The 24,541-nt window shown below is 71.4% G+C and carries 25 protein-coding genes and 3 pseudogenes; 10 read left to right on the top strand and 18 right to left on the bottom strand.

Features of this window, described 5'->3' with window-relative positions:
- Positions 1-76 precede the first annotated feature (76 nt).
- Entirely contained in the window at positions 77-592 is a 516-nt protein-coding gene (locus AB0O15_RS26080; RefSeq protein WP_364323234.1) for a GNAT family N-acetyltransferase, read from the bottom strand.
- Positions 589-1,140, bottom strand: a complete 552-nt coding sequence (locus AB0O15_RS26075; RefSeq protein WP_364323232.1) for a helix-turn-helix domain-containing protein — start codon at positions 1,138-1,140, stop codon at positions 589-591. The genes AB0O15_RS26080 and AB0O15_RS26075 overlap by 4 nt, the downstream gene beginning before the upstream one ends.
- A 47-nt stretch (positions 1,141-1,187) precedes the next feature.
- Here AB0O15_RS26075 and AB0O15_RS26070 point away from each other — a divergent pair, with 47 nt between their 5' ends.
- Positions 1,188-2,267: a DUF4037 domain-containing protein gene (locus tag AB0O15_RS26070; protein ID WP_364323230.1), complete on the top strand. Its 1,080-nt coding sequence runs from the start codon at positions 1,188-1,190 to the stop codon at positions 2,265-2,267.
- Positions 2,268-2,309: 42 nt separating this feature from the next.
- Here AB0O15_RS26070 and AB0O15_RS26065 read toward each other — a convergent pair whose 3' ends face one another.
- Genes AB0O15_RS26065 through map form a run of 3 tightly spaced genes read right to left on the bottom strand, consistent with a single transcriptional unit; the run spans position 2,310 to position 4,419 of the window.
- Entirely contained in the window at positions 2,310-3,047 is a 738-nt protein-coding gene (locus AB0O15_RS26065) for a nucleotidyltransferase domain-containing protein (protein ID WP_364323228.1), read from the bottom strand.
- 41 nt (positions 3,048-3,088) lie between these two features.
- Positions 3,089-3,649 (bottom strand): maleylpyruvate isomerase N-terminal domain-containing protein, encoded by a 561-nt coding sequence (locus tag AB0O15_RS26060; protein WP_364323226.1) that lies wholly within the window; start codon positions 3,647-3,649, stop codon positions 3,089-3,091.
- On the bottom strand, positions 3,646-4,419 hold the full coding sequence (map, locus tag AB0O15_RS26055) for a type I methionyl aminopeptidase (protein ID WP_364323224.1): 774 nt from the start codon (positions 4,417-4,419) through the stop codon (positions 3,646-3,648). Before map ends, AB0O15_RS26060 begins: the two co-directional genes overlap by 4 nt.
- Before the next feature lie 66 nt (positions 4,420-4,485).
- Here map and AB0O15_RS26050 point away from each other — a divergent pair, with 66 nt between their 5' ends.
- Complete coding sequence (locus AB0O15_RS26050; protein ID WP_364323222.1) at positions 4,486-4,755, top strand: helix-turn-helix transcriptional regulator; 270 nt, start codon at positions 4,486-4,488, stop codon at positions 4,753-4,755.
- On the opposite strand, the gene AB0O15_RS26045 is transcribed toward AB0O15_RS26050, so the two are convergent.
- The gene (locus tag AB0O15_RS26045; protein WP_364323220.1) at positions 4,752-5,639 is read right to left on the bottom strand and encodes a LysR family transcriptional regulator; all 888 of its coding nucleotides are present in this window, start codon (positions 5,637-5,639) and stop codon (positions 4,752-4,754) included. The two genes, AB0O15_RS26050 and AB0O15_RS26045, sit on opposite strands and share 4 nt — an antisense overlap.
- Positions 5,640-5,716: 77 nt before the next feature.
- Between AB0O15_RS26045 and AB0O15_RS26040 the strand changes: the two genes are divergently transcribed.
- A complete protein-coding gene (locus AB0O15_RS26040; RefSeq protein ID WP_364323218.1) occupies positions 5,717-6,964 on the top strand; it encodes an MFS transporter in 1,248 nt (415 codons plus the stop codon).
- Here the strand turns inward: AB0O15_RS26040 and AB0O15_RS26035 are convergent.
- Positions 6,889-8,049, bottom strand: coding sequence for an erythromycin esterase family protein (locus AB0O15_RS26035; protein ID WP_364323271.1), 1,161 nt, complete (start codon positions 8,047-8,049; stop codon positions 6,889-6,891). The two genes, AB0O15_RS26040 and AB0O15_RS26035, sit on opposite strands and share 76 nt — an antisense overlap.
- 63 nt (positions 8,050-8,112) lie before the next feature.
- Between AB0O15_RS26035 and AB0O15_RS26030 the strand changes: the two genes are divergently transcribed.
- A complete protein-coding gene (locus tag AB0O15_RS26030; protein ID WP_364323216.1) occupies positions 8,113-8,877 on the top strand; it encodes a TioE family transcriptional regulator in 765 nt (254 codons plus the stop codon).
- 66 nt (positions 8,878-8,943) lie between these two features.
- On the opposite strand, the pseudogene AB0O15_RS26025 reads toward AB0O15_RS26030, so the two are convergent.
- Positions 8,944-9,610 (bottom strand): annotated as a pseudogene (locus tag AB0O15_RS26025) (class I SAM-dependent methyltransferase).
- 111 nt (positions 9,611-9,721) lie between these two features.
- Here AB0O15_RS26025 and AB0O15_RS26020 point away from each other — a divergent pair.
- Together AB0O15_RS26020 and AB0O15_RS26015 are read left to right on the top strand one after the other, a co-directional pair.
- Positions 9,722-10,534, top strand: coding sequence for an ATP-binding protein (locus AB0O15_RS26020; protein WP_364323214.1), 813 nt, complete (start codon positions 9,722-9,724; stop codon positions 10,532-10,534).
- Between the two features lie 251 nt (positions 10,535-10,785).
- A complete protein-coding gene (locus AB0O15_RS26015; protein WP_364323212.1) occupies positions 10,786-11,190 on the top strand; it encodes a response regulator in 405 nt (134 codons plus the stop codon).
- Positions 11,191-11,289: 99 nt separating this feature from the next.
- Here the strand turns inward: AB0O15_RS26015 and AB0O15_RS26010 are convergent, their stop codons facing one another.
- The 3 genes from AB0O15_RS26010 to AB0O15_RS26000 all read right to left on the bottom strand — a co-directional run bounded on the left by AB0O15_RS26010 (position 11,290) and on the right by AB0O15_RS26000 (position 13,059).
- Complete coding sequence (locus AB0O15_RS26010; RefSeq protein WP_364323210.1) at positions 11,290-11,961, bottom strand: recombinase family protein; 672 nt, start codon at positions 11,959-11,961, stop codon at positions 11,290-11,292.
- Positions 11,962-12,240: 279 nt separating this feature from the next.
- Entirely contained in the window at positions 12,241-12,540 is a 300-nt protein-coding gene (locus tag AB0O15_RS26005; RefSeq protein WP_364323208.1) for a hypothetical protein, read from the bottom strand.
- Between the two features lie 81 nt (positions 12,541-12,621).
- A complete protein-coding gene (locus tag AB0O15_RS26000) occupies positions 12,622-13,059 on the bottom strand; it encodes a MarR family transcriptional regulator (protein WP_364323205.1) in 438 nt (145 codons plus the stop codon).
- An 83-nt stretch (positions 13,060-13,142) separates the two neighbouring features.
- On the opposite strand from AB0O15_RS26000, the gene AB0O15_RS25995 reads away from it, so the two are divergent.
- Entirely contained in the window at positions 13,143-14,969 is a 1,827-nt protein-coding gene (locus tag AB0O15_RS25995) for an FAD-dependent monooxygenase (protein ID WP_364323203.1), read from the top strand.
- A gap of 93 nt (positions 14,970-15,062) precedes the next feature.
- Here AB0O15_RS25995 and AB0O15_RS25990 read toward each other — a convergent pair whose 3' ends face one another.
- On the bottom strand, positions 15,063-15,755 hold the full coding sequence (locus AB0O15_RS25990) for a Tn3 family transposase (protein WP_364323201.1): 693 nt from the start codon (positions 15,753-15,755) through the stop codon (positions 15,063-15,065).
- A gap of 175 nt (positions 15,756-15,930) precedes the next feature.
- The gene (locus tag AB0O15_RS25985; RefSeq protein ID WP_364323199.1) at positions 15,931-16,392 is read right to left on the bottom strand and encodes an endonuclease VII domain-containing protein; all 462 of its coding nucleotides are present in this window, start codon (positions 16,390-16,392) and stop codon (positions 15,931-15,933) included.
- Positions 16,393-16,723: 331 nt separating this feature from the next.
- On the opposite strand from AB0O15_RS25985, the gene AB0O15_RS25980 reads away from it, so the two are divergent.
- Both AB0O15_RS25980 and AB0O15_RS25975 read left to right on the top strand, forming a co-directional pair.
- The gene (locus AB0O15_RS25980; RefSeq protein ID WP_364323197.1) at positions 16,724-18,214 is read left to right on the top strand and encodes an ABC transporter ATP-binding protein; all 1,491 of its coding nucleotides are present in this window, start codon (positions 16,724-16,726) and stop codon (positions 18,212-18,214) included.
- Positions 18,211-19,911: an ABC transporter ATP-binding protein gene (locus tag AB0O15_RS25975; protein ID WP_364323194.1), complete on the top strand. Its 1,701-nt coding sequence runs from the start codon at positions 18,211-18,213 to the stop codon at positions 19,909-19,911. The genes AB0O15_RS25980 and AB0O15_RS25975 overlap by 4 nt, the downstream gene beginning before the upstream one ends.
- On the opposite strand, the gene AB0O15_RS25970 is transcribed toward AB0O15_RS25975, so the two are convergent.
- Positions 19,856-20,332 (bottom strand): hypothetical protein, encoded by a 477-nt coding sequence (locus tag AB0O15_RS25970; protein ID WP_364323191.1) that lies wholly within the window; start codon positions 20,330-20,332, stop codon positions 19,856-19,858. The genes AB0O15_RS25975 and AB0O15_RS25970 overlap by 56 nt on opposite strands.
- 424 nt (positions 20,333-20,756) lie before the next feature.
- Here AB0O15_RS25970 and AB0O15_RS25965 point away from each other — a divergent pair, with 424 nt between their 5' ends.
- The gene (locus AB0O15_RS25965; RefSeq protein ID WP_364323189.1) at positions 20,757-20,927 is read left to right on the top strand and encodes a hypothetical protein; all 171 of its coding nucleotides are present in this window, start codon (positions 20,757-20,759) and stop codon (positions 20,925-20,927) included.
- A 164-nt stretch (positions 20,928-21,091) separates the two neighbouring features.
- Here AB0O15_RS25965 and AB0O15_RS25960 read toward each other — a convergent pair.
- From AB0O15_RS25960 to AB0O15_RS25945, 4 genes and pseudogenes are all read right to left on the bottom strand, one after another.
- A pseudogene (locus tag AB0O15_RS25960) lies at positions 21,092-22,036 on the bottom strand (DUF2332 domain-containing protein); the annotation flags it as partial.
- 27 nt (positions 22,037-22,063) lie between these two features.
- A pseudogene (locus tag AB0O15_RS25955) lies at positions 22,064-22,843 on the bottom strand (alpha/beta hydrolase); the annotation flags it as partial.
- Positions 22,844-22,909: 66 nt separating this feature from the next.
- Positions 22,910-24,094 carry a DUF6596 domain-containing protein gene (locus tag AB0O15_RS25950; RefSeq protein ID WP_364323186.1) on the bottom strand — a complete coding sequence of 395 codons (1,185 nt, stop codon included), beginning with the start codon at positions 24,092-24,094 and terminating at the stop codon, positions 22,910-22,912.
- Positions 24,091-24,486, bottom strand: coding sequence for a YciI family protein (locus AB0O15_RS25945; protein WP_364323184.1), 396 nt, complete (start codon positions 24,484-24,486; stop codon positions 24,091-24,093). The genes AB0O15_RS25950 and AB0O15_RS25945 overlap by 4 nt, the downstream gene beginning before the upstream one ends.
- Between the last annotated feature and the right edge of the window lie 55 nt (positions 24,487-24,541).

The following is a 24,541-nucleotide window of genomic DNA, read 5'->3' as shown; positions in this document are numbered from 1 at the left end:
AAACCCGAGCCCAGCGCCGTTTCATGATCTGGTGTTTCCGGCAGAACCGGCCCAACCGGACGGCTGGTGCAAGCGCTTACAAAGCCACGGTGCGGTAGAAGAAGCTGCAGTCGCGCCGGACCCCGGACGGATCGGCGGCCATCGCCGGCACGATCCCGTAGCGGTGCCAGCCCGCCTCCTCGTAGAGGCGCTCGGCGGCGCTGCCGGTCTCGGTGTCCAGCATCAGCAGCGTCACGCCGCTCGCCGCGGCCGCCTGCTCGGCGGTGCTCAGGAGCCGCCGGCCCAGGCCACGGCCGCGCCGGGCGGTCGACACCATCAGCTTCACCACGTCGGCACGGTGCTTCTGGCTGGGCTTGTCCGAGTACGCCAGCGAGACGGTGCCGACGATCCGGTCCCCCGCACGGGCCACCCACACCGCGAGGGCGCCCGCTTCGACCGCGGCCTTGCGGGTACGCCACCACGCCGTCGCCGCGGACACGTCGAGGCCGGCCAGGAAACCGACCGACGCGCCGGCCTCGACCGCGTCGGCCAGCAGCACGGCCAGGCCGGGCAGGCAAGCCTCGAAACCGGCCGCGTCCAGGCGCTCGATCATGGCAGCACCTGCACGATCGCGTACCGCACCGGGCTCGCGGTCAGGTTCCGGAACCGGGTGGCCGACCACAGCCGGAACCGCAGGCAGTCACCCGTCGCAAGTCCGTAGGTGGTGTCGCCGTCGGTCAGCTCCAACGTGCCGTCGAGGATCCACACATGCTGCTCCAGACCCTCGACGGTCGGCCGGTCGTAGGCCACGTCGGCGCCGGGGCCGAGCACCCCCTCGATCATCTCGGCGCGCAGGCCCGCGTGGGGCGGTGACACGGCGCGGCGGGTGAAGCCGGCGGCCTCGTCCCGCCACACCGGCTGGTCGGCCGCTCTGATCAGGGCCGCGGCGGGCTCGGACTCCACCTCGGCCAGCAGGCGCGACTGGGTCATCCCGTAGGCGGCGCAGACCCGGCCCAGCAGGGCGGTGGTCGGGCTGACCTCGCCACGCTCGAGCCGGGACAGCGTCGAGCGGCTCACCCCGGACCGGTCGGCGAGAAATTCCAGCGACCAGCCGCGCTCGCCCCGCAAGGATGCGAGGCGGGCGGCCAGTCGGTCCTCCACGGCATCTCCCATATCCGGGATGCTATCCCACATCCGGGAAGGTGACGATGTTCGTTCCGGGCCTCGATCTCTGCGGCGACTTCTACCGGCAAGCCGTGGCGCCGCTGCTCGACGTCCCGCATACGGCGGCGCGGATCGGGCCGGGATCCGAGGTGCTCGGCTTCGACTCGCCGCGGTCGGCCGACCACGACTGGGGGCCGCGGGTCGACGTGTTCCTCCCCGACCTGTCGCAGGCCGCGGCGCTGAGCTCGAAGCTGGCCGAGCGGCTGCCCACCACGTTCCGGGGCTACCCGACCTCGTTCGAACCGGCCGGGGCCCGGGTCGCCACCATGGCCGTCACCACGGGACCGGTCGCGCATCGGGTGCTCTTCGCCACCCTGCCTTCGTGGCTCTCTTCGCGTTTGGGGTTCGATGCCACGGCCGGGGTGAGCGACGCGGACTGGCTGGCCACGCCCGCGCAACGGCTGGCCGAGGTGGTCGGCGGGGCGGTCTACCACGATCCTTCCGGGGAACTGACGGCCGTGCGGGAGCGGCTCGCCTGGTATCCCGGCCACGTGTGGCGGATCGTGCTGGCCGCCCAGTGGACCCGGATCGCGCAGGAGGAGGCGTTCGTCGGGCGGGCCGCCGAGGCCGGGGACGACCTGGGCAGCCGGATCGTCGCGGCGCGGCTGGCCCGCGACGTGATGCGGCTGTGCCTGCTGCTCGCGCGGCGCTACCCGCCCTACAGCAAGTGGCTCGGGTCGGCGTTCGCCTCGCTGCCGGACGTCGCACCGGTCGCGTCGGCCTTGCGAACAGCGGTCGGCGCGAGTTCGGCCTCGGTGCGGCAGGAGGCGTTGTGTACGGCGTACGAGCACGCCGGGCGGCGGCAGAACGCGTTGGGCCTCACGCCGCCCGTCGACGCCACCCGCCGCTTGTACTTCGACCGGCCGTTCCCGGTCATCGACGCCGGGCGGTTCGCGGCGGCACTACATCCAGCGTGGACGCCCGGGGCGATCGACAGTTTTGTGGACAGCACCGACGTGCTGGAAAGGCCTCTGCTGGCCCGGGCGGTCTCCGGCGCGACCCACCGGGACAACCCGGAACCGGGCGCGGGGAGGTCTCCCCGCGCCGGCGCCGGGCCCGGATGACGAGCGCTGTTCCGCCGCGCGTACCCGCAACGCTTTTTGATCTCACCGCGGCGTCGCCCGGATCTGAGCGAGCATCTCCTCCGCCCGGACGATCGTGCGCTCGACCTGCTCGGGGGTGCGGCCGATGTCGCCCAGGATCTCCGGCAGGCCCGTCATGCCCTTCTCGTTGATCAACCAGCGGCCCTGCTGGGCATACCGGGCGTGGTACATCACGCCGATCGCCCGGAACAGGCAGCCGGCCGCGTACGTCGGGTCGTAGCCCTTGCGGGCCTGCGCGAACAGGAACTCCGCCTCCCACAGCCGGTCGGTCAGCGCCTCGGCCAGGCGCGGCGGGAAGACCAGCGTCTCCTGCCGCAGGGCGGTCAGCTCACCGGTCGGGTCGGCCAGGATCTTCGCGTACGCCAGCTCGCCGGCGTACGCGTACGAGTGGAAGCCCAGCGGATGCCCCACCTGGAACCCGACCTCGTACCGGCCCTGTCGGCAGTCGGCCCAGATCGCCCGCACCCGGTCGAGGTCACGGTAGATCCAGTCGACCTTCTCCTGGTTCACGCGCAGCCACCCGCCGCCGTTGACCCACGGTCCCCACCCACCGACCGGCGTCATCTCGGCCCGCTCGTCGGCCACCTCGTCGGCCAGCGCCTGCAACGCCTCGACGTCGAGCGCGCCCCGGTAGTAGATGCCGATGTCGTGGTCGGAATCCGGCCGATGTGTGCCCCGGGCCCGGCTCCCGCCCAGCACCACCCCGACAACCCCACCGACCGCGGCGATCTTGTCATACATGGGCCCCAGCATCGCCGACATGGCCCCGGAAACGGCACTGATTATCCCAGGGCGGCCCTGAGCTTCCAGTCGGGGCCGGTGTCGCCGCGGCGGCCGGTGCAGCGCAGCAGAGCGTCCGCGGGGTCGTCGCCGGCGGGCGCCTCGGGGAACAGGCGGGTCAGGACGGTCCGGGCCGGCCCGGCCGGCGGCAACCAGTCGAGGCCCAGGCCCTGCGCGATGTCGTAGGTGTGCACGAGGATCTCGTTCATGCCCAGGGCGGCGAAACCGGCCGGATCGGTCGGCCCCCAGTGCCAGGCCCGCGCCCGCGGTCCCGCGGTGTCGATCGCCGTGCTCAGCAGGCGGCCGGCGCCACGCACGATCCGCAGCAGGCGGGCCGGGTCGGCGCCCGGCCGGACCACCAGGTCCAGGGGCAGGTAGGCGTCGTCGGGCCGGGCGGCCAGCTGCATGGCGTAGGCGGTCAGGTCGTGGGCCACGTGGGCGGCGGTCGCCCAGCACGACCAGTCGAGCGAGCCGGCCCGGACACCCCAGTCGGCGCCCACCCGCGGGGTCAGCACCCGCGTCATCTCGTCGACGGCCGCGCCGACCCCGCCGGACGTCGTCACGGACGGGCCCGGGTCAGGATCTCGGCGCCGTCGTCGGTGATGGCGATGGTGTGTTCGCTGTGGGCGGTGCGGCAGCCGGTGGCGCTTCGCAGGGTCCAGCCGTCGGCGTCGGTGACCAGGGTGGCGGTGTCGGCCATGATCCACGGTTCCAGGGCCAGCAGCAGGCCGGGGCGCAGGGTGTAGCCGCGGCCGGGGCGGCCGGTGTTCGGGATGTGCGGGTCCTGGTGCATGGTCGAGCCCACGCCGTGGCCGCCGAACTCGGTGCTGATCGGGTAGCCGGCCTCGGTGAGGACCTCGCCGATGGCGTGCGAGAGGTCGCCGATGCGGGCGCCGGGCCGGGCCGCGGCGATCCCGGCGGCCAGGGCGCGCTCGGTGGCGTCGATCATGGCGAGGCTCTCCGGCTGGTCCGCCCCGCCCACGACGAAGCTGACGGCCGAGTCGGCGACCACCCCGGCCAGGGAGACGGCCAGGTCGAGGCTCAGCAGGTCGCCGTCGGCCAGGGTGTAGTCGTACGGCTTGCCGTGCAGCACCGCGTCGTTGACCGACGTGCAGATGTAGTGACCGAACGGGCCGCGACCAAACGACGGCTCGTAGTCGACGTAGCTGGACTGCGCCCCGGCCTCGACGATCATGGCCTGGGCCCACCGGTCGATGTCCAGCAGGTTGGCGCCGGCCACGCTGCGGCCCTTCAGGCTCTGCAGGATGCCGGCCACCAGGGCGCCGGTCTCCCGGGCCCGGGGCAGCTCGGCGGGGCTGAAGAACTCGATCATGTGAAGCCCTGTTCGTCGACCCAATAAGTATCCCGGCAATGTTATCCCGGTACTAGAATCGGGACCATGGTCAGGTTGCCACTCAGTCCCGAAGAGGTCGAGCGCGGGCAGCGCCTCGGCGCCCTGCTGCGTCGCGCCCGGGGAGACCGCTCGATGCTGATGACCGCGCTGGAGGCGGGCGTCTCGCCGGAGACCCTCCGCAAGATCGAGTCCGGCCGGGTGGCCACCCCCGCCTTCCCGACCATCGCCGCCATCGCCGACGTGCTCGGCCTGTCCCTCGACGCCGTCTGGGCCGAGATCAACCGTACGGACGCCGGGGCGCGGCTGGCCTCCTAGGGTCCGGCCTGGTCACGGGCCAGCTCGGCCAGGCGGGAGGCCGCCGCGCTCAGCGTGCGCCCGCGCAGCGTGGCCACGCTCACGCTCATCTCCAACGTCGCGTCCGCGATCTCGATCCAGTGGATCCCGTCGTCGCCGGTGATCAGGTAGCGCGGCAGGAAGCCCACCCCCAGCCCGTTGCGGACGAGCGCCGCGGTGTCGTTGGTGTCCGACGTCTCGATCTGGATGTCACGCCACAGGCCGCGCCGCCGGAACTCGGCGTCGACCAGGGTGCGGTTGCCGAAGCCCTCACGGAAGTCGACGAACCGCAGCGTCGCGGCCTCGGCCAGGCTGATCGACGACCGCCCGGCCAGCGGATGCCCGGCCGCCACGCCCAGACCCAGCGCCGTGGTGGCCAGCACGTCGACGTGCAGGTCGGGGTAGTCGGCCGGCCGGGCGGCCAGGAACGCCAGATCGAGGTCGCCGCGGCGCAGGCCCTCGGCCAGACCGGCGGTGCCGGTGGCGGCCGGCGCCAGGCGCATGGTGACGCCCGGGTGGCCGGCGTTGAACCGGCCCAGCAGGCGCGGGATGTCGAACAGGGTCACGTTGGTCATGTAGCCGATCCGGATCGAGCCGGACAGGCCGCCGCGCACCTCGTCGACGGCGTCCCGGGCGGCCTGGAACGCGTCCAGGATCGCGGTCGCGCGGGGCAGCAGCGCCTGACCGGCCGCGGTGGGCCGGACCCGCCGGGTGGTCCGGTCGAACAGCCGCTGCCCCAGATCGGCCTCCAGGGCGGCGACCGTGGCCGAGACGGCCGACTGCACCAGATGCAACTCGGCGGCCGCGCGGGTGAAGCTGCCCACACGAGCCACCGCCACGAACACTTCCAGCTGCCGTTTATCCACGATTCATCTCCGATGACGGTCAATCGCATCAGATCTTATTGTTGGACGCGATCAAAGTCCCGGCCGATCCTTGTCTCATGCGCACTCGCAAAACCGGGTTCTGGATCGCCGCGGCCGCGTTCCTGGTCGTCATGGCGTACAGCACCGTGCCCACCCCGCTCTGGTCGCTCTACCAGCAACGCGACGGCTTCTCGACCTTCGCGGTCACGATCGCGTTCGCCGCGTACGCGATCGGGGTGGTGATCAGCCTGTTCCTCGCCGGGCACCTGGGCGACACCCACGGCCGGCGCCGCGTCCTGCTGCCCGCGATCGGGCTCGAGATCGTCTCGGCCGTCATCTTCCTGCTGCGCACCGACCTGGCCGGGCTGATCGTGGCCCGGGTCGTCTCGGGGCTGGGCATCGGCATGCTGACCGCCACGATCACCGCCCACATCCTCGACCTGCACCTTTCGTCGCGTCCCGGGGCCGACGCGACCCGCGGCCAGATCGTGTCCGCGGCGGCGAACCTCGGCGGCTTCGGCGTCGGCGCCCTCACCTCCGGGCTGCTGGCCCAGTACGTCACCGCGCCGCTGGTCACCCCGTACATCGTCTTCCTCGTGCTGCTCACCCTGACTCTCGTCGGCGTGGCCCTCGTCCCCGAGACGGCCAACCCTCCCGCGGTACGCCCGGCCTACCGCCCGCAACGCGTCCGCGTCCCCGACCACGCGCGGGGACGGTTCTTCCGGGCCGGCGGGATCGCGTTCGCCGCGTTCGCGGTGCTGGGGCTGTTCACGTCGCTGGTGCCCGGCTTCGTCTCCGGCGAGTTGCACATCACCTCCAGGGCCGTGGCCGGGTTCGTGGTGTTCGCCGCCTTCGCCGCGGCCGTGGTCGCGCAGATCGCCGCCCGGCCGCTCGCGCTGCGTACCCAGATCGGGTGGGGTGCGGGGCTGCTCGTCACCGGCATCACGGCGCTCACGGTCGTGGTGGTGCAGGTGGGGTCGCTCGGCTGGTTCTTCGCCGGTGGCGTGCTCAGCGGCGCCGGGGCGGGCCTGCTGTTCAAGGCGGCGCTGGCCGTCGGCGGGTCGCTGGCCGACGCCGCCCACCGCGGTGAGGTGCTCGCCGGCATCTTCCTCAGCGGCTACATCGGGCTCACCGTGCCGGTGGTCGGCCTCGGCGTGGCCACCCTGTCGGTCAGCCTGCCGGCCGCGCTCACCGGCTTCACCGCGGTGATCATCGCGGTCACGGCGGCCACCGCCCTGCCGCTGCTCCGTCAGGGCGCCGGGCAGTCCTTGACGAACACGACGCCGTCGAGGCCGCTGACGAACGCCGGATCCAGGGCCGAGTAGCCGAACCAGGTCGACACGCGAGCGGCCCGGCCGGTCAGCCCGTGCGAATCAGCGAGGAGGAGGCCGGCCGGCTCGGCGTACAACCGGCCCTCGATGGTGTCCGGCGGCGGCGTGTCCACCCCGTGGTGGCGGATGGTGCCCACCGCCATCGCCAGGTGGCGGAAGCCGTCGCCCAGCCGCGCGTCGACCAGCGCGCCGGCGCTCCACCACTCCGGCCTGAGGTCGCCCCACATGGTCAGGCTGCTGCGGTGCCGTTGCAGGTGCGCGTTGTGGGTGTAGACCAGCACCGGACCCCATTCGGCGGCGGCCAGGAGGTTCGCGGCCATCATCGCGTCGCGTACGCCGAGCAGCCGGTCCACCCGCAACGGCCCCGGGTCGGCCATCCAGAAGTGGTAGCGCAACAACCCCGTGGCCGTACGCGCGTAGAGCCGCCCGCGGTCCCACCCCTCCCGCGACGACGCGGCGATCAGGTGGGGCGCCTCGGCCTCCACCAGCGCCGCCAGGTCGTCGGCGAGCACCCGCAACTCGCGGGCCTCGGCGCTCTGCCCGATCGACTGCGCCGGGTCCATCATGGTGTCCGGGTTGGTCCACCGGCCGTCGTCGCCCAGCAGGTCGCCGAGCGTTTCCGTGGTGCAGGGGAGCAGCCGCGGGTCGAGCCACCGCGCGAGGTAGCCGTGCAGCGCGATCACCACGTCCCGCGGGCTGTCCGGCCCGGTGATCTCCAGCGGCCCGTCCGCGCCGGCGAACCGCAGCCGCTCACCCGCCGGCCGCCCGTCATTGTGGTCACGCATCCACCGCACCAGCTCGCGGTTTGCCCGCGAAACCCCGAGCCCGTGGCTGAAACCGCGCGCCATCACGTCGTCGAGCGTGCCCTCGCCCAGGGTGACGTAGTCGTCGACCACGGTTCCGGCCAGGCAGTCGCTCTCGATCGCGATCGCCCGGAAGCCCTCCTGCTCGACCAGCTCCCGGAACAGGTCGTTGCGCACCTCCAGCAGCACGTCCTCGCCGTGCGTGGGCTCGCCCAGCCCCAGCAGCCGCGGTTTCGCCCCGATCAGCTTCATGACATTCGTAGCGCTGATGTTCATCGTCACCCCCTCAACGCTATCGTTGAACCTTCGGTTGAAGCTTTCGCGCGGTGTGAGCAGGAGATGGCAGGTCGCAACCTTCAAGCTGGGGTACGCCTGAAGCCGGTCGATCTGGCCCGCGCGCATGGCCTGTCCGCCCAGGCGGTCCGCAACTACGAGGCCGAGGGCATCCTTCCCGCCGCCAACCGGACGGCCGCCGGATACCGGATCTACGAGCCCGTCCACGCGTACGCGCTGAGCGCCTTTCTCGCCTTGATCCCCGGTCACGGCCACCCGACCGCGGCGGCGATCATGCGGGCGGTCAACCGTGACGCGGCCTCCGACGCGCTGCGCATCATCGACGAGAGCCACGCCCAGTTGCTCGACGACCGCCGAACGTTGCAGGCCGTGGCCGCGGCCCTGAACGACCTGGTGCCGGCGGCGCCCGCGTCACCCGGTGACACGTTCGTCGGGCCGCTGTCGCGCAAGCTCGGGTTGCGACCCGCCACGCTGCGCAAGTGGGAACGGGCCGGGCTGCTCCAACCGCGCCGCGACCGGCAGACGGGCTACCGCGTGTACGGGGCCGCCGACGTCCGCGACGCGCACCTGGTCCACCAGCTCCGGCGTGGCGGCTACCGGCTCGAGCAGATTGCCCCGCTGGTCCACCAGGTCCGCACGGCCGGCGGCATCGAGCCGGTCGAATCCATGCTCGACGACTGGCGTTCCCGCCTGTCCGCCCGCGGCCGGGCCATGCTCACCGGGGCCGCCGCCCTGGACGCGTACCTCTCCGCCTTCTCCGCCTTCTCCCAGAAGCCTTCTCTCAGGATTTCGGCCGCGCCGGATCTCTGACCTTTCCCCACTCGTGCCGGCGCTTCCGGCTTGTGCCTGCGCCTCCCGCTTGTGCCTGCGCCTCGGCTAGCGGAGGACGAGGAGGCCGAGGGCGTCGACGACCGGGCCGTCGACGTGGTCGGCGGCGGCGTGGAGGCGGGCCAGGCCGATGGCGTACTCGTCGTCGGAGATCAGCTGGAGCGGGGGTGTGCGCCGCGCGGCGCAGGCGGGTGGCGAAGTCACGCAGCGAGACGGCCGTACATTGCGGAACCTGCTCGATCGCCGCCACCCCGAAACCGGCCGCGCCGAACGCCTCCTGCACCTCGGGCACGCTGGGGAAACTGTAGAGGACGCGGATCGCCTCGGTGAAGTAGCGGAACAGGGTGATCGTGTCGTGCCGCCCCGCGAACGCCGACCGGATCAGCACCGGCCCGCCCGGCCGCAGCACCCGCCGGATCTCGCGGGCGGCGCGGACCAGATCGGGCACGTGATGCACGACGGTGGACAGCCACACCGCGTCCACCGAGCCGTCCGCGAGCGGGATGTGCTCGGCGTCGCCGGCCAGCACGTGCGGGTGCTCGGAGCGGGCCCGCATCGCCTCGGACGGCTGTCACGGCGTACGAGTCGGCGAAGGCTCTGGCCCACGCGCCGGTGCCCGAGCCCAGGTCGAGCAGGCGCTTGCCGTGGGCCGGGGGAGATGCCGGCCGACCGGGGGCGTTGTTAACGATCTTGCGACCGGCCGCCGGGACTCGATCGGGTGGTTGTCACCGACCGACGATGTGACAGCGTTGACCCGCTGCTGCGGACAATCCACACTCCCAGAGGGCCCAGCGACGACGGGAGCCGATTCGGGAGAAGGACTGCGATGGAGGTGCATCCTCCGTACCTGCTTGACAACGGCGCGGAGGCGGCCGGCTCGGGCGTGTTCGTCACGTACAACGTCGATACCGCAGTGACCGAGATGGTCGTGTTCGGCCAATGGACCAGGCGTTTGGCCTCGGACACCTACATCGTCCTGCAGAAGTGTCTCGTCGAGCACCCCTCGGCCGTCATCGTGAGCTTGCACAGGTTGGACGATCGTCACGCCGACAGCGCTGCGCTGTGGCTGGTCGCCGACAAGGCAGCTGCGAGCATGCAACCGCCCGTGCAGATCGCCCTCGTTATCCCCGGGTCAGGACCACTGCCGCGGCGGCTGCACAGGCTCGGACTGCCTCGCACAGTCCCCCTGTACACGGCCATGAGCGAGGCCTACACGGCTGTCGTCAGCCGGCGCCCGCTGACCGACCGGTTGCAGTTGACCCGGCTTTCGCCAGGGCCGGGCGCCGCGAGATCGGCACGCGACCTGATCGATGTCGCGTGTGAGGCGTGGAGCTTTCCGGAGTTGCGGCACCCGAGCCGGTTGGTCATCTCAGAACTGGTGACCAACGCCGTGCAGCACGCTGGTACAGACCTGACCGTCACCGTTTGGCGACGCCGCAGCGGACTGCACATTTCGGTCCGGGACGGCAGTTCACAACTGCGGCACCTTCGGCCTTCCACTTCAGTCCCGCCACACGGCGGGGGCGGGGATGGGCTGCTGATCGTCGGCACGCTGTCCGCGGCCTGGGGAGCCATGTCCACCCGGGACGGGAAGGTGCTGTGGGCCACGATGCATTCGTACAGGCACACGTCGCCATGACGATCGCTACACCGAGAGACGATGCGACGGGTACGCCGGTGCCCTGCCTGGTGCGTATCTGCGCTCGAGTCAACGAAGTGCTCAGCATCGCGGTTGATGGTGACCTCGACACGGCCACTCGTCACCTGGTGCCGAGCAGGACAGAGGGTGCCGATCGGGTGTCTTTCGGTTGCTGTACCCGTGCGCCGGCGCCCACCGGTGAACGCTGAGACGGACATGCCCGTCCCGGGGCGTCACCGCAGGAAGGCCCCATGATGACCACGATCCTCATCGCCGAGGACAACGACGACGTCCGCGCCGTCCTGCAGCGGCTGTTCGACCGCGCCGGATTCCACGTCCTCACCGCCCCTGACGGCCACGCCGCCCTGGACACTGCCCGCCAGAACCGGCCTGATGTGATCCTCACCGACCTGGACATGCCACACCTCAACGGCCTGCAGCTATGCCAGGCCATCCGCGAGGACCCGACCCTCGCCGACACCCCGGTGGTCATCCTCAGCGGCGCCCTGCAACCCGGCGACCCGCGTACCGCCGATATCCACGTCTGCGGTGTCCTGCTCAAACCGTTCACCAGCGACGAACTCATCACCGCCGTACGCCGCCTCGCCAACACTGGCCACCACCGCCACCAAATTCCCTGCTCGGCCATGGCCTGAACCTCCCACGACGGTGCCGGCGCGGCCGGGCCGGGCGACGATGTCTACGGATCGGGGGTGCCGGTAAGAAACGTGTCACCAGCCGCAAACGGCGGTGAACTACCGCGAGGCGGTTCGTGTCGTGGGCAGTTGTGTGCGGGCGCGGCCGGCGGCGCGGAGTTCGCGTAGGTCGGGGATGTGGTTGTAGAGGGTGCCGGGGCTGACGCCGAGCAGCTTCGCGATCGCGGTCACGCTGGCGTCCGGGTTCGGCAGCATGTCCCGGGCGGCCCGGATGATCTCGGCGTTGACGACACTGGGACGCCCGCCGACGCGCCCGCGTGCCCGCGCGGCGGCTAGGCCCTCTCGGGTGCCCGAGACGATCAGCTCGCGGATGAACTCGGCCAGCGCAGCGAAGACGTGGAAGACCAGCCGCCCACCGGGGGTGGTTGTATCGAGGTTCTCGTGCAGGGAGGTGAACTCGACGTCGCGGCGGCGCAGCTCCCCAATGGTGGTGATCAGGTCAGCCAGCGAGCGCGACAGTCGGTCCAAGGACGGGACCACTAGGGTGTCGCCGACCGTGAGGAATGCCAGGCACGCGGTCAGCTCCGGGCGGTCGGTGTCACGTCCCGATTGCTTCTCGGCGAAGATCCGCCGGCACCCGGCCGCGCGTAGGGCGTCAAGCTGTCGCTCGAGCTTCTGCCCGCCGGTGGAGACCCGGGCGTAGCCGATGCGGATTTCGGTCGGGTGTTCCGGTGCTGGCGGGAGCAGGTCGGCGGAGTCGAGCGTCGTCACGCCGGAATCGTGTCAGAAAACGGTGGTGAGAACGTTGTTGAATCGCCGATTTTTTGAAGGAGTTTTTGACGATTCGGCGGCGGGTTTGGCGGTCCGCTTGACGATCTTCAAGAAACGTTGGTTTCTTGAGGATGACGACGACTCCAGGCACGTAGTGTCTGGTCGGCGCCTCAGCCAATGACCGTCCACCGCAGAACATTCTCGGGTTCGTCGTTACCTTCTCCCGCACTTCCTCGATCGGTAGGGGTTACTTGCGGACGATGACGTAGTTGGACATGACTACGCCGTCCGAGTTGCGCTGAAAGTGACTGATCCGCGGGGTGCCTGCGCTTCGCCGGTCATGGTGTCGCCTGTGACTGTCGCCCTGGCGCTGATCTCGATTGCGAAGGGCTGGGTGAGCCGGGCGGTGTAGGTGAGCTCGTTCCCGACGACGCGTCCGTCGAGGATGGGAACGCCGTCGTGGGTGCCGGCGGCCGTCTCGCCGTCGGTGGCGACGGTCAGCAGGAGCGAGCGTTCCCCTCTGGGGATGGCGAAGGTGATCGCCCAGGTGCCGTCGATGGTGGAAGTCTTAGCGTTCATGGCCGCCGTCCTCTACTGACTCACGGTGTAACTGCATAGGATCCGATGTTAATAAGCATCGGATCCTATGTAACCACCGAGTCAGCGTTCCAGGTTCTCCAGCACCCGGGCGAGCAACCCCTTGAGGGTTTTGACCTCCCGCTCGCTGAGCCCCTCGACGGCCCGGCGTTCGAGCTCCTTCAGCCGCTCGCTTCCCTCGCCGATCCGGTGGTCGCCGGGGTCGGTGAGGATGATCGTGCGGCTGCGCGCGTCCGTCGGGTGCGGCCGATAGGCGATCAGCCCGTCGCGTTCCATCCGCGCCAGCAGCTGGGCCATCGACGGCTGCTCGATGCCGGCCGCGTCGGCCAGCGCCTTCTGGGTCATTTCCGTCCGCGTCTTCAGCAGCACGAACACCGGGATCTGGGCGAATCGCAGCCCCAGGGGCCGCAGGGCCGCGTCGCCGTGCCGGGCCAGCGCACGGGCCACCCGGTTCATCGACTGGGACAGGCTCGGCGACGCCTTGGGCGTAGGTGAAGTCATGCCCTGACTTTACATCGCATCCTATGCTTGTTATGTTTACATTGGATCCTATGAAGTTGAACGGCAATCGAAGGGTGACCGATATGAACAACACTGCCCAGGTGGTCATCGCCGGCGCCGGTCCGGTCGGACTGATGCTCGCCGCCGAACTGCGGCTCGGTGGCATTGAAGTGCTCGTCGTGGAACGACGGCCGGCCGGCACGGTCGGTGAGTCACGCGCCCCCGGTATCAACGCGCGCAGCATGGAGGTCCTCGCCCAACGGGGCCTGGCCGACACGTTCCGCGCCGTGGGCAAGCCGCTGTCCGGCGTCATGTTCTCCGGCATCCTGCTCGACCCGCAGAGCATCGACCCGGACTGGCCGGACGCCTTGATCCTGCCTCAGCACCAGACTGAGCGGATCCTCGCCGAGCGCGCCGTCGAACTCGGCACGCGGATCCAGTGGTCCACCGAGGTGACCGGCATCAAGCAGGACCAGGACGGCGTCGAGGTGCAGCTGCTCTCGGCGGGCCGACACGAACAGATCCACACGGCCTACCTGATCGGCTGCGACGGCGGACGCAGCACCGTCCGTAAGAGCAGCGGCATCGACTTTCCCGGCCTGCCCGGCGAGACCTGGTGGGTGGTCGGCGACCTGGACCTCGTCCGCCCGCCGGACCAGGGGTTCGGCTACAACGACCGGGTCGGCTTCTACCAGATCTCGCGCACCGAACCGGACTGGATCCGGCTGTCGGTGATGCGCCAGACACCGCCGCAGCACCCCGACCAGCCGACCACCCTCGACGAAATCCGTAAGGCGATGATCTACGCCTTCGGCACCGACTACGGCCTGCGGGGGGCGCGCTGGATGTCGCGCTGGTCCGACGGCTACCGCCACGCCGCCACGTACCGGGACAACCGGGTCTTCCTCGCCGGCGACGCCGCCCACATCCACACCCCCGTCGGCGGCCAGGGACTGAACCTCGGCATCCAGGACGCGGTGAACCTCGGCTGGAAGCTTGCCGCCGTCCTGCGCGGCGACGCACCCGACAGCCTGCTCGACACCTACCACGACGAACGGCACCCGGCCGGCGCCAACGCCCTCAAGTGGTCGATGGCGCAGACCGAAGTCCTCAAACCCGGCCGCCGCCGCGAAGCCGTACGGGAGATCTTCAGCGACCTGTTCGCGGCACCGGAGGCCACCCTGCAACTCGCCGGTGGGCTCAGCGGCCTGACGCTGCGCTACCCGCTCGGCGAGTACCACCCCCTGCTCGGGCGACGCATACCCGATCTGACCCTCACCGGCGGCACCGACATCTTCACCCTGCTGCACGACGCGCGCCCGGTCCTGATCGATCTTGGCGTCGACGGCATCGCCGACACCCTCGCCCCCTGGGCCGGCCGGATCAAACACGTGACCGCCGAGTACGCGCCCGACGAACGCGGCGGCCTCTGGCACGTCCCCGTCTTCGGCGACATCCCACCCTTCGAAGCCGCCCTCGTGCGCCCCGACGGCTACATCGCCTGGATCAAGCCGACCGCGACCCCCTTCACGCCCACGACGCTGACCGACGCGCTGACCCAGTGGGTCGCCACCGTCGACCAGATCCCCGGCCCCAACCGCACCGAGGAAGGCACCACCGACATGAACACCATCGACGGCACCTGGACCATGACCTTCACCACCGGCAGCGGCGAACGCACCGCGCCCCTGATCCTGACCACCGACGGGACCGCGGTCACCGGCACCTACGACGGCACCCCGATCCAGGACGGCCGCATCGACAACGGCGAACTCACCTACACCGCCCACCTCACCTCGCCCTTCAAACTGAAGATCAAGTGCACGGCCACGGTGGAGAACAACACCATGTCCGGCAAAGCGAAAGCGGCGATGATGACGATCCCCTTCACCGCCACCCGTACGGCGTAAGCACCACCGACCGGCCATCACCTTGCCCGACACCTCCAACACCGAAGTGGAAGAGGACCGGGTGCACCCCACCGAGGCCATCGGCGTTACTCGTCAGATACGCAGCGACAGACGGCTACTCATGTCCAGCTTCACCTCCCCGTACGGGGTGACATGCGTCCAAAACAACGGGGTCAATCCGCGCCGGTCGGCGTCGGTGAGCTGGGCAGCCCATTCGTCGTCGGCGAGGACATCCTGGACCATCAGGGTGTTGATATAGACCAAGGCGGCCTGCAGCACCCGCAGACACAGCACCGACAGTTCCTGCTCGTCGCGGCGGTTGGTGGCGATGTCGCCGCCCTTGCCGTAGGAGATGACGCTGTTGGCCCGGTTCCAGGACTCGACGACGTTGAGGCCCTCGTTGATCTCGCGTTGCAGGTCGCGGTCGCGCAGGTAACGGGCAACGAAGATGGTGCGCTGCGCCCGGCCCACCTCGATCATCGCCTGGTAGGTGGGGTGGATCGCGTTGACGCGGGTGAAGCGGCGCAGGATCGCTTCCGTGCTCGCGGTGCCAGCCCGGATCGCGGTCGCGTACTTGATCATCTGGTCGTATTGCTCGGCGATGATGTCCCACCGGATCGGCCGCGACAACGCCGGGCCGAGCCGCGGGTACGCATCGGGGTCACCGGCGGCCGGCCGGTACAGCCGGACCTTGTTGATCCGCTTGATCCGCGGCGAGCCACGAGTCAAGGGCGGCCGCGGCCAGATGCCGGGTGTCCGCGAACGCGGCGGCGTCCTGTCCGTCATAAGCGATCCGAGCCATCCGCGCGGCGTTCCTCCACACAAGACCCAGGCCGATTGCTGACACGCCCGGATTGCTGGATTGCTATTACTAGTAATCCGTTAATCCCAGAAACCGACATAACGCCCACGCACCATAATGACCGCTATGTGGTTTCCCCACGAGTAGGTAGGAAATGGTTCAGGAGTTGCGCAGATAGGCGATCGCAGCGAGCAGGGTGACTTCGCTGTCGCGGAAGTGCCCGATCGCGGCGTTGCAGCCGGCACAGAGAAGGCCGCGAACCCGGCGCGTCGCGTGGCAGTGGTCAACCACCAATCTGAACGCCGGCGCGGCGGGTTGACCGTCGCGGCGAGGCCGGCCGGCGCCGCTGGCCGGGATCTCGTCCTCGTGCCGTCCACAGATCGCACACCGATATCCCTGGGCCAGCCGCAGGGCGTCGTAGTCCTCGGCCGTGATGCCGTACTTGTCCCTCAGATTGGCGGCGCGGACACCGACGGCGCCGATCCGTTCCCGGCGTCGGCGGTTGGTTGTCACGGCGAGATCCAGGCATGGGCGACAGGACTTGAGCAGGCCGGCCTTCCCGGCGAAGTCCTTCAGGTCACGCTGTTTCCGGCAGCGGGGGCAGAGCTTGGTCTCCTGCATGAGTCCACGCTACGAGCCGGCTACGACGTTATTGGGGTGTGCCGGAGGGCGGCGGCTTCTAGCGTGTGCGGCTGATGCGGATCATGGGTGCTCGGTCGGTGGTGCGGTCGCTGGGGCGGCTGTGGCCGTGGGTGCGGCCGGTTGGTGGGCGCCTGGGCGCGGCGACTGTTCTGTCCGCGGTCGCGTCGGTTCTGGGGCTGGTCATGCCGCTGGTGCTGAAGTGGATCGCGGACGGGCCGGTGGCGCACCGGGAACCGCGCGGGGTGTGGCTGGGCGGTGGGGTGCTGCTGGTGCTCGGGGTGGCCGAGGCCGGGATCTTCGGGGTGCGGCGGTGGCACGTCCGCTGGCCGGAGTGGAAGCGGAGATGCGGCAGGCGCTGTATCGGCGGGTGCAGCGGTTGCCGGTGGGCGTACACGAGAAGTGGTCGTCCGGGCAGCTGTTGTCGCGGGCCACGACCGACCTGCGGCTGCTGCACGGGTTTCTGGCCGGGGCGTTGCCGTTCCTGGTGGTCGACGCGGTGACGCTGGTGGTCGGGGCGGTGCTTCTGCCGGCTCAGCACTGGCTGCTGGGTCTGGTGCTGCTGGCGCCGGTCCCGGTGCTGCTGGTGGTGGGCGCCCGGCTGGAGGCCCGCTATGCCGCGGAGGCTCGGCGGGCGCAGGACCAGGGTGGTGAGGTGGCCACCGCCGTGCGGGAGTCGATTCTGGGGATTCGGGTCGTCAAAGGGCTGGGGCTCCACCGTGAGCAGGCGCGCCGGTTCCGGCGGCTGGCCGACCGGCTCCGGGAGACCGAGCTGGGCCAGGCTCGTCGGCTGGCGCTGGTGTCGATGCTGTTGTCCGTGCTGCCCGACGTCGCCATGGCAGCGGCGCTGGTGCTGGGCGTGGTGCGGGTGGCCGAGGGCACGGTGTCGGCGGGGACGCTGCTGGCGGTCGTGGCCATCGCCCTGGCGGTGAAACCGTCGGTGGACTCCACCGGCGGGCTGCTCGCGGCCGGCGCCGAGGCGGCCGCCGCGGCCGATCGCTACCTGGAGGTCATGGACACGCCCGCGGCCGCCGACCCACCACGGGACGGGCCTTCGCACCGGGAGGACCGGTCGCCGGCGGGGCTGGTGTTCGACCGGATCGGGTTCCGCCACGCCGGCGGTCCGGCCACGCTCGACGGGTTCAGCCTGCGGATCGAGCCGGGCGAGAGCGTGGCCCTGGCCGGTGCCACGGGCAGCGGCAAGAGCACCGTGGTGGCGCTGGTGCCGCGCCTGTTCGAGCCGGACTCGGGGCGGATCACCCTCGACGGGACCGACATCGCCACCATGCCCCGCGACCGGCTGCGCGGGCTGGTCGCCGTCGCGTTCCAGGAACCCACCCTGTTCACGGGCACCGTCGCCGACAACGTTCTGATGGGTACGGGCACACCCGACCGGGCCGAGCTCGAGCGGGCGCTGCGCATCGCTCGGGCCGACGAGTTCGTGCACGCGTTGCCGGATGGCGCCGACACCCGGCTCGGCGAACAGGGACTGACCCTGTCGGGCGGGCAGCGGCAACGGCTGGCCCTGGCCCGCGCGGTCGCCGCCCGGCCTCGTCTGCTCGTCCTCGACGATCCGCTCTCGGCCCTCGACCTCGGCACCGAGGCGCTGATCGAGGCCGCGCTCCGCCGGGTGCTGGCCACCACGACGGCCCTGATCGTGGCCCACCGGCCGTCGACCGTGCTGCTCGCCGACCGGGTGGCGCTGCTGTCCGGCGGCCGGATCGCCGCCACCGGAAGTCATGCCGAGCTGCTGAGGACCAACGCCGAGTACGCGGCCCTGATGACGCCGGTGGCGGGGCGGTGACGGCGCGGGCGCTGCTCGGGTCCCTGCTGAGGCCGCACGCCCGGCGCGTCGGGGTGGCCGCGGCCGTCCTGCTGATGCGGCAGGGCGCGCTGCTGGCCGGGCCGTTGCTGGTGGCGTACGCCTTCGATCGGGCCGTGCCGGCCCTGCGCGCGCATGACGCCGGCCCGCTGGTCGCCGTCGCGGCCGGGTACCTGTTGTGTGCGGCGGTGTCCGGGGCCGCCCAGTACGGGTTCGTCCGGCTCTCGGCCCGCGTCGGCCAGGATGTGCTGGCCGACCTCCGGTGCCTGATCTTCGTACACGCGCAGGATCTTGATCTTGATTTTCACGAGCGCTACACCTCGGGGCGGCTCACCTCACGCGCCACCAGCGACGTCGACGCCCTGCGCGAGCTGCTGGACGGCAGCGCGGGGCAGATCGTGACGGCGGGCCTGTCCACCGTGACCATCACCGCCACCCTGCTCTACCTGGACGCGCCGGTGGGCGCGGCGGCGCTGGCCGTCATCGTGCCGCTGTACGCGACGATGCGTACCTTCCGGCGTCGCTCGGCGCCGGTCTACACCCGCCGGTCGGAGGCCCTCGCCGCGGTCACCGCCAAGGCCGCCGAGACGTTCGCCGGGATCCGCGCCGTCCAGGCCCTGCGACAGGAGAGGGCCAACGGTACGGCCTTCGCCGGCCTCAACGGCGACCACGAGCGCCTCAACGGCAGGGCCGGCCTGGAGATGGCCCGCTACGTCACCGCCTCCCGGCTGGTCGCCAACGTCGCCGTCGCCGGACTGGTGCTGTGGGGCGCCTACCGGGTCGCCGCCGGCGGAGTCGAGCTGGGCGTGTTCGCCGCGGTGGTGCTGAACCTGCGCCGTCTCTACGACGAACCGCTCCGGCTCGGCGGGGTGCTGGACGCGTACCAGTCGGCCTCGGCGTCCCTGCGCGCGATCGCCGGCATCCTGGACCGGCGACCCACCGTCCAGGACCCCATCCACCCGGCCCGGTTGCCGGAACGTCCCGCCGGGCAGCGGGGTCGCACGGTGCGCTTCGACCGGGTCCGCTTCGGCTACCGCGACGGCCCGGCCGTGCTGCCCGGGCTCGACCTGGTGATTCCGGCCGGGCAGATCGTCGCGCTCGTCGGCGCCACCGGATCCGGCAAGTCCACGCTGGTCAAGCTGGTGGCCCGGCTCTACGACCCGACCGGCGGCCGGGTCCTGCTGGACGAGGCCGATCTGCGCGACCTGGCCACCGGCGACCTCCGCGGCAACGTGGTGATGATGCCCCAGGAGGCGTTCCTGTTCACCGCGACCGTGGCCGAGAACATCGCCCTCGGCCGTCCCGGGGTCGGCCGGGCCGGCGTCGAGGCGGCCGCGACCGCCGTCGGCGCCGACCGGTTCGTCACCGGCCTGCCCGACGGCTACGACACCCGCCTGGCCGGGGGCGGCGGTCGCCTGTCGGCCGGGCAACGGCAGCTGCTCGCGCTGGCCCGGGTGCTGGTCGCCGACCCGTCGGTGGTGATCCTCGACGAGGCGACGTCCTCGCTCGACATCCCGGCCGAGCGGCAGATCCACGACGCCATGCGGACCGTGCTGGCCGGGCGTACCGCCCTGATCATCGCCCACCGGCCGTCCACGATCCGCATCGCCGACCGGGTGCTGGTCATGTCGGGCGGGCGTGTGACAGACGGGTCGCCAGGCGGAACGTGGTGCCGCTGACCCAGGCCGGGATCAGGCAGCAGACGGTGCAGATCAGGCCGAGCATGACACCGAAACCGTCGTCGGCGACGAAGTACAGAAGCGTGCCCAGCACCAGAGGCGTCGGCGCGCCACACCAGCCGATGTAGCCGCCGATCCGGGCGATCCGGGCCGAGGCGCGTACCCGCGGCAGGTCCACCCGGTCGTTCCCGACCGCCAGCACGCCCTGGACCACCGCCGCCAGCAGGAACGCCAGCGTGACCGAGGCGGCCGCGATGCCCAGAGCCACAATGGACGGTGACGCGTCGGCGGGATCGGTGGCGGAGAAGTAGACCGGGAGCGAGAACATGAACGCCGTCGCGATCAGCGTGCCGGCGCCGATGACGATGTACGTCGCCCGTACCCGCCGGCCGCTGCCCGGATTGATCTGCCCCTCGGCCATGACGCCGCACTCTAGCGGTCAGCTGTTCTTGGTGGTGACCTTGGCGTCGATGCCGGCCCGGGCGGCCCCGGGCGGCCGGGGCCGGCATCGTCCTCGCGGTTCCACCAGCCGCCGACCGCCCGGCCAGTTTGGCTCAGGGCCCCGTCGTCGAGGGTACGGCCGGGATGTCTCCGCGCCCGACGGTAATCACCAGCTCTGCCTGGGTGCTCCGGCTGCCGCGGCGTCTGGCGGATCGCCGGAGTGACACCGAGCCGGCCGAGGCACTCGACGACGGCCGTGACCAGCGCGTCGGCAGTGTCATCGGCGTGGCGAAATTTCAAGATCGACACGCGTGTCCGCCGCCACCCCCGCCCCGGATGGGTGGGTCGGGAATGTAGCGCTTGGATGTGGCGGGGTTGTGAACTATCCACAGGCGGGGAGAACGGTGGACGTCGAGGAGGCGCGGACGGCGATCGGGACCCTGCTGCTGCCCGGGGACGAGGCGACGCGGCGGCGGTGGGCCGATGAGCGGGTTCCGGACACCAGGGCGTGGCTCTTCTTGTTGGAGGTTCTGGAGAGTGCGGTGACGACCTCGCTGCCGATCTTGCCGCGGTGACCGCGCCCGCTCGCGTCGACCATGGTCCGCGCGCCGGCACGAACCCGCCGACCGCGCCGAGCTCTCCATGTGGGCGGTGGAGCTGGTCAGCGACCCCGTGGTGCGGGAGCGGCCGGCGGGCCGGCCGGCGGTGCTGCCGCGGCTGCGATGACCTCGGGGGCGGGACCGAACCAGGTGAGCGCGCGGCCGTGGCCGTGGGTCCATGCGACGGCGTGGCCGTCGAGGGCGAGCACGTTGTAGGCCAGGTTGTCGGGGCCGGCGGGCAGGTCGTCGAAGGGCAGGGTGCCGGTGGACTCGATGGAGATCCAGCGGACGGGCAGCGAGCGGACCAGGGCCAGGAAACGGTCGCGGGCCGGCTGGGGGACCTGGTAGAGCACCGCCGAGTGGAGGACGACCACGGTGGCGCCGGCGGGAGCTTGGGACACCAGGGCGGGCAGGTCGGTGAGCAGGTCGCCTCTTGTCAGATGGGGTGGGTCGGCCCGGGCCACCTCGACGGCGGCGTGCAGGCGGGCGCGGCGGTCGGCGTGTTCGGGCCAGATCAGGGCGTCGAGCCAGGCCACGTCGGCGGGGTCGGTGACGTCGAGGGGGTTGAGGTCGAGGCCGGCGCGCCAGACCACGTCGGGCCGGGTGGTGGGCGGGGTCAGGCCGGTGGCGGCGCAGGTGAGCAGTGGGGCGCCGGCGCCGATGACGGGTTCGTCGTTGTACTGGTAGGCGTACCGGTCGGGGTAGAGGTTGAGGCCGGCGGAGGCGCCGACCTCGATCAGGGCGATCGGCTGGGGCAGCGCGGCGAGCAGGGGCAGCAGCAGGGCGGTGCGGCCGGCCTCGTTGGTCTGGGTCGCCCGGGTACGCATCTCGGCGGCGATCTTGTCCCAGTGGGTGACCACGAAGTCGCGGAATTCGGCCACCTCGTCGACCGGGCCGCCGAGCAGGCGGACCACGCCGTACAGCAGGTTGGGTTGCCGTTTGGGTTCGGGCAGCGAGGTGAGCAGGTCGAGCACCGTCGGGTCGGCGGCCACGGCGTAGGACAGCCGCTCGTAGGTGGGCGATTCGCCGCGGGCCTGGCGGACGCCGAAGTCCCAGTACCAGGACGCGGTGACGGCGCGTTGCAGCCACGGGTCGACGGCGGCCCGGAACGAGGCGGGCTGTTCGACCCACGGGAAGTGGCCGGACTTGTCGATGGTCACGGCTTCGCCGTGGGGGAACAGGTCGGCCAGGGCCACCGGCTGGGCCGCGCCCGTCGAGCAGTCGTGGGCGCCAGCCACGACCAGCACCGGCGCGGTCACGGCGGCGAGCCTGGTGGCCCAGTCGTCGGGCGCGTCGACGCTGAAGTAGGCCCGGTTGGCGGGGTAGTTCGCGATCATGCCGGCGGCGTGGGCCTGCTCGGCCGGCCCCCATGCGGCGTAGGCGACCGGCGCGGTGCGCAGCGTCCAGTCCTGGAAGTCCTCCGGCGAGCGGGGCCCGGCTTCGCGGTGGGCGAGCGCCGCGGCGAACACGTCGTCGCCGGCGCGGGCGGCGATCAGGCCGGGCATGTCTTCGGGTACGTCGACCAGGTGCCAGGCCGGTGGTGTGACCAGCACCAGGGCGCTGACCCGGTCGGGGTACTGCACGGCGTAGGCGAGCGCGAGCCGCGTACCCGCCGAATGGCCCAGCAGGACCACCCGCTGGAGCCCGAGCCGCACCCGCAGGGCCTCGACATCCGAAGCCTGGCCCCAGAAGGAGGCGTCGCCGGAGAGCGGTGACGAGCCCGTGCCGCGCAGGTGGGGGATGATCAGCCGGACCGAGAGCCCGCCCAGGTCGCCGAGGTAGCCGGGGTCGAGCGCGGCGCCGCCGGCCAGCACGATGACCGGTTCGGCCGAGCCGGGCTGGGTGTCGTCGAAGTGCAGGTGCGCCCCGTCGGCGCCGGTGTAGGTCGGCATGGGGCGACTTTATCGAGCGTGGTTGATTACGGTGGGCCCGATGGGTGCCTGGCCGCGGCTGCGCTGCTAGTTCTGGTGGCGCAGGCGGGACGCGCGCAGGATCAGGTAGTCGCGCTCGGCGATGCTGGTCGTCAGCTCGGCCGCCTGCTTGTAGTGGGACAGGGCGGCGTCCCGGTGCCCGGCCCGTTCGTGCAGGTGGGCGCGGGCGGCGGCGAGGCGGTGGCCGGGCAGGGTCAGGCCCGCGATCAGGTCGAGGCCATGCTGCGGGCCGTGGATCATGGCGGCGGCGATGGCCCGGTTGAGGGCGACGACCGGGTTGGTGTCGTCGAGCATCGAGTACAGGGCCTCGATCTGGGGCCAGTCGGTGTCCTCGGCGGTGGGGGCGCGGTCGTGCAGGGCGGCGATGGCGGCCTGGACCTGGTATTCGCCCGGGGCGGCGGTGCCGGCGACGCGGTTGAGCAGCGCGGTGCCCTCGGCGATGCGGGCCCGGTCCCAGCGGCTGCGGTCCTGTTCGTCGAGCGGGACCAGGCCGCCGGAGGCGTCGGTGCGGGCCGGGCGGCGGGCGTCGGTGAGCAGCATGAGGGCGAGCAGGCCGCCCGATTCGGCGTCGGGCGGGAGCAGGCGGGCCAGGCGGATGGCCTCGGCGGCGAGGTCGGCGCGGTGGACGGCGGTTCCGGTGCTGGCCGCGTACCCCTCGTTGAAGATCAGGTAGAGCACGTGCCGGACCTGCCGCAGCCGGGCCTCCCGCTCCTCGGCCGCGGGTTCGGCGAAGACCGCGCCGGTGTCCTTGACCCGTTGTTTGGCGCGGCTGATGCGCTGGCCCATGGTGGTCTCGGGGACGAGGAACGCGCGGGCGATCTCGGCCGTGCTCAGCCCGCCGACCGCGCGCAGGGTCAGCGCGATCGCCGACGCCGGGGTGAGCGCGGGGTGGCAGCACATGAGCAGCAGTGCCAGCGTGTCGTCGTGCTGGACGGGAACGCCGGGCAGGTCGTTGACAGCGGCCAGGTCTTCGCGGCGGCGGCGGGCCTGCTCGTTGCGGATCTGGTCGAGCAGCTTGCGGGCGCCGGTCTGGATGAGCCAGCCGCGCGGGTTGTCCGGCACGCCGTCGGCCGGCCAGTGTTTCGCGGCGGCGATCAGCGCTTCCTGGGTGGCGTCCTCGGCGGCCGCGAAGTCGCCGTAGCGGCGGGCGAGGACCGCGAGGACCTGCGGCGCGTTCGTACGCAGCAGGTCCTCGATCGTGGCGTCGCTCATTCCTCGGCGAACTCGTGCATCACCTGGCGCACGACGATCGGCTGGCCGAGCGGGACGCCGCCGGGGCCGGGGACCTGGGAGACGAGCTTGGCGATCTCGATCGCGCGTTCCTCGGACTCCACGTCGACGGTCTGGAAGCCGGCCAGGATCTCCTTGGTCTCGGGGTAGATGCCGTCGGTGACCACGTCGGGCGTCCGGCCGTCGGAGGTGACGGTCTTCGCGGTGTCCGGCGGCCGCAGGGCGAAGCCGCCGACGAGCTCGCCGTTCTCCAGCAGTTGCTTGTTCAGCGCCTGGTAGTAGTCCATGTGCGCCTGCACCTCGGCCGGTTTCCACTGCTCCATCGGGGTGTCGTCGACGCCGGGCCGGTAGTCGACGATCAGCAGGTACTTCATGTCGTGGTCCTCTCGATCTCTCGGTCTGACACCCCAGGGACGAAGCTGTCCACGC

The sequence above is a fragment of the Actinoplanes sp. NPDC089786 genome (genome assembly GCF_040684855.1).
GTDB lineage: Bacteria > Actinomycetota > Actinomycetes > Mycobacteriales > Micromonosporaceae > Actinoplanes.
Note: the sequence above shows the minus strand (reverse complement) of the source record. Positions and strands in the feature narration are given on the sequence as shown.

What these genes read in the sequence shown, in the direction of transcription:
- AB0O15_RS26080 (WP_364323234.1), bottom strand. Translation starts at nt 592, where the DNA reads ATGATCGAGCGCCTGGACGCGGCCGGTTTCGAGGCTTGCCTGCCCGGC.
- AB0O15_RS26070 (WP_364323230.1), top strand. Translation starts at nt 1,188, where the DNA reads ATGTTCGTTCCGGGCCTCGATCTCTGCGGCGACTTCTACCGGCAAGCC.
- AB0O15_RS26065 (WP_364323228.1), bottom strand. Translation starts at nt 3,047, where the DNA reads ATGTATGACAAGATCGCCGCGGTCGGTGGGGTTGTCGGGGTGGTGCTG.
- map (WP_364323224.1), bottom strand. Translation starts at nt 4,419, where the DNA reads ATGATCGAGTTCTTCAGCCCCGCCGAGCTGCCCCGGGCCCGGGAGACC.
- AB0O15_RS26050 (WP_364323222.1), top strand. Translation starts at nt 4,486, where the DNA reads ATGGTCAGGTTGCCACTCAGTCCCGAAGAGGTCGAGCGCGGGCAGCGC.
- AB0O15_RS26040 (WP_364323218.1), top strand. Translation starts at nt 5,717, where the DNA reads ATGCGCACTCGCAAAACCGGGTTCTGGATCGCCGCGGCCGCGTTCCTG.
- AB0O15_RS26035 (WP_364323271.1), bottom strand. Translation starts at nt 8,049, where the DNA reads ATGAACATCAGCGCTACGAATGTCATGAAGCTGATCGGGGCGAAACCG.
- AB0O15_RS26030 (WP_364323216.1), top strand. Translation starts at nt 8,113, where the DNA reads ATGGCAGGTCGCAACCTTCAAGCTGGGGTACGCCTGAAGCCGGTCGAT.
- AB0O15_RS26020 (WP_364323214.1), top strand. Translation starts at nt 9,722, where the DNA reads ATGGAGGTGCATCCTCCGTACCTGCTTGACAACGGCGCGGAGGCGGCC.
- AB0O15_RS26015 (WP_364323212.1), top strand. Translation starts at nt 10,786, where the DNA reads ATGATGACCACGATCCTCATCGCCGAGGACAACGACGACGTCCGCGCC.
- AB0O15_RS26005 (WP_364323208.1), bottom strand. Translation starts at nt 12,540, where the DNA reads ATGAACGCTAAGACTTCCACCATCGACGGCACCTGGGCGATCACCTTC.
- AB0O15_RS26000 (WP_364323205.1), bottom strand. Translation starts at nt 13,059, where the DNA reads ATGACTTCACCTACGCCCAAGGCGTCGCCGAGCCTGTCCCAGTCGATG.
- AB0O15_RS25995 (WP_364323203.1), top strand. Translation starts at nt 13,143, where the DNA reads ATGAACAACACTGCCCAGGTGGTCATCGCCGGCGCCGGTCCGGTCGGA.
- AB0O15_RS25990 (WP_364323201.1), bottom strand. Translation starts at nt 15,755, where the DNA reads ATGACGGACAGGACGCCGCCGCGTTCGCGGACACCCGGCATCTGGCCG.
- AB0O15_RS25985 (WP_364323199.1), bottom strand. Translation starts at nt 16,392, where the DNA reads ATGCAGGAGACCAAGCTCTGCCCCCGCTGCCGGAAACAGCGTGACCTG.
- AB0O15_RS25970 (WP_364323191.1), bottom strand. Translation starts at nt 20,332, where the DNA reads ATGGCCGAGGGGCAGATCAATCCGGGCAGCGGCCGGCGGGTACGGGCG.
- AB0O15_RS25950 (WP_364323186.1), bottom strand. Translation starts at nt 24,094, where the DNA reads ATGAGCGACGCCACGATCGAGGACCTGCTGCGTACGAACGCGCCGCAG.
- AB0O15_RS25945 (WP_364323184.1), bottom strand. Translation starts at nt 24,486, where the DNA reads ATGAAGTACCTGCTGATCGTCGACTACCGGCCCGGCGTCGACGACACC.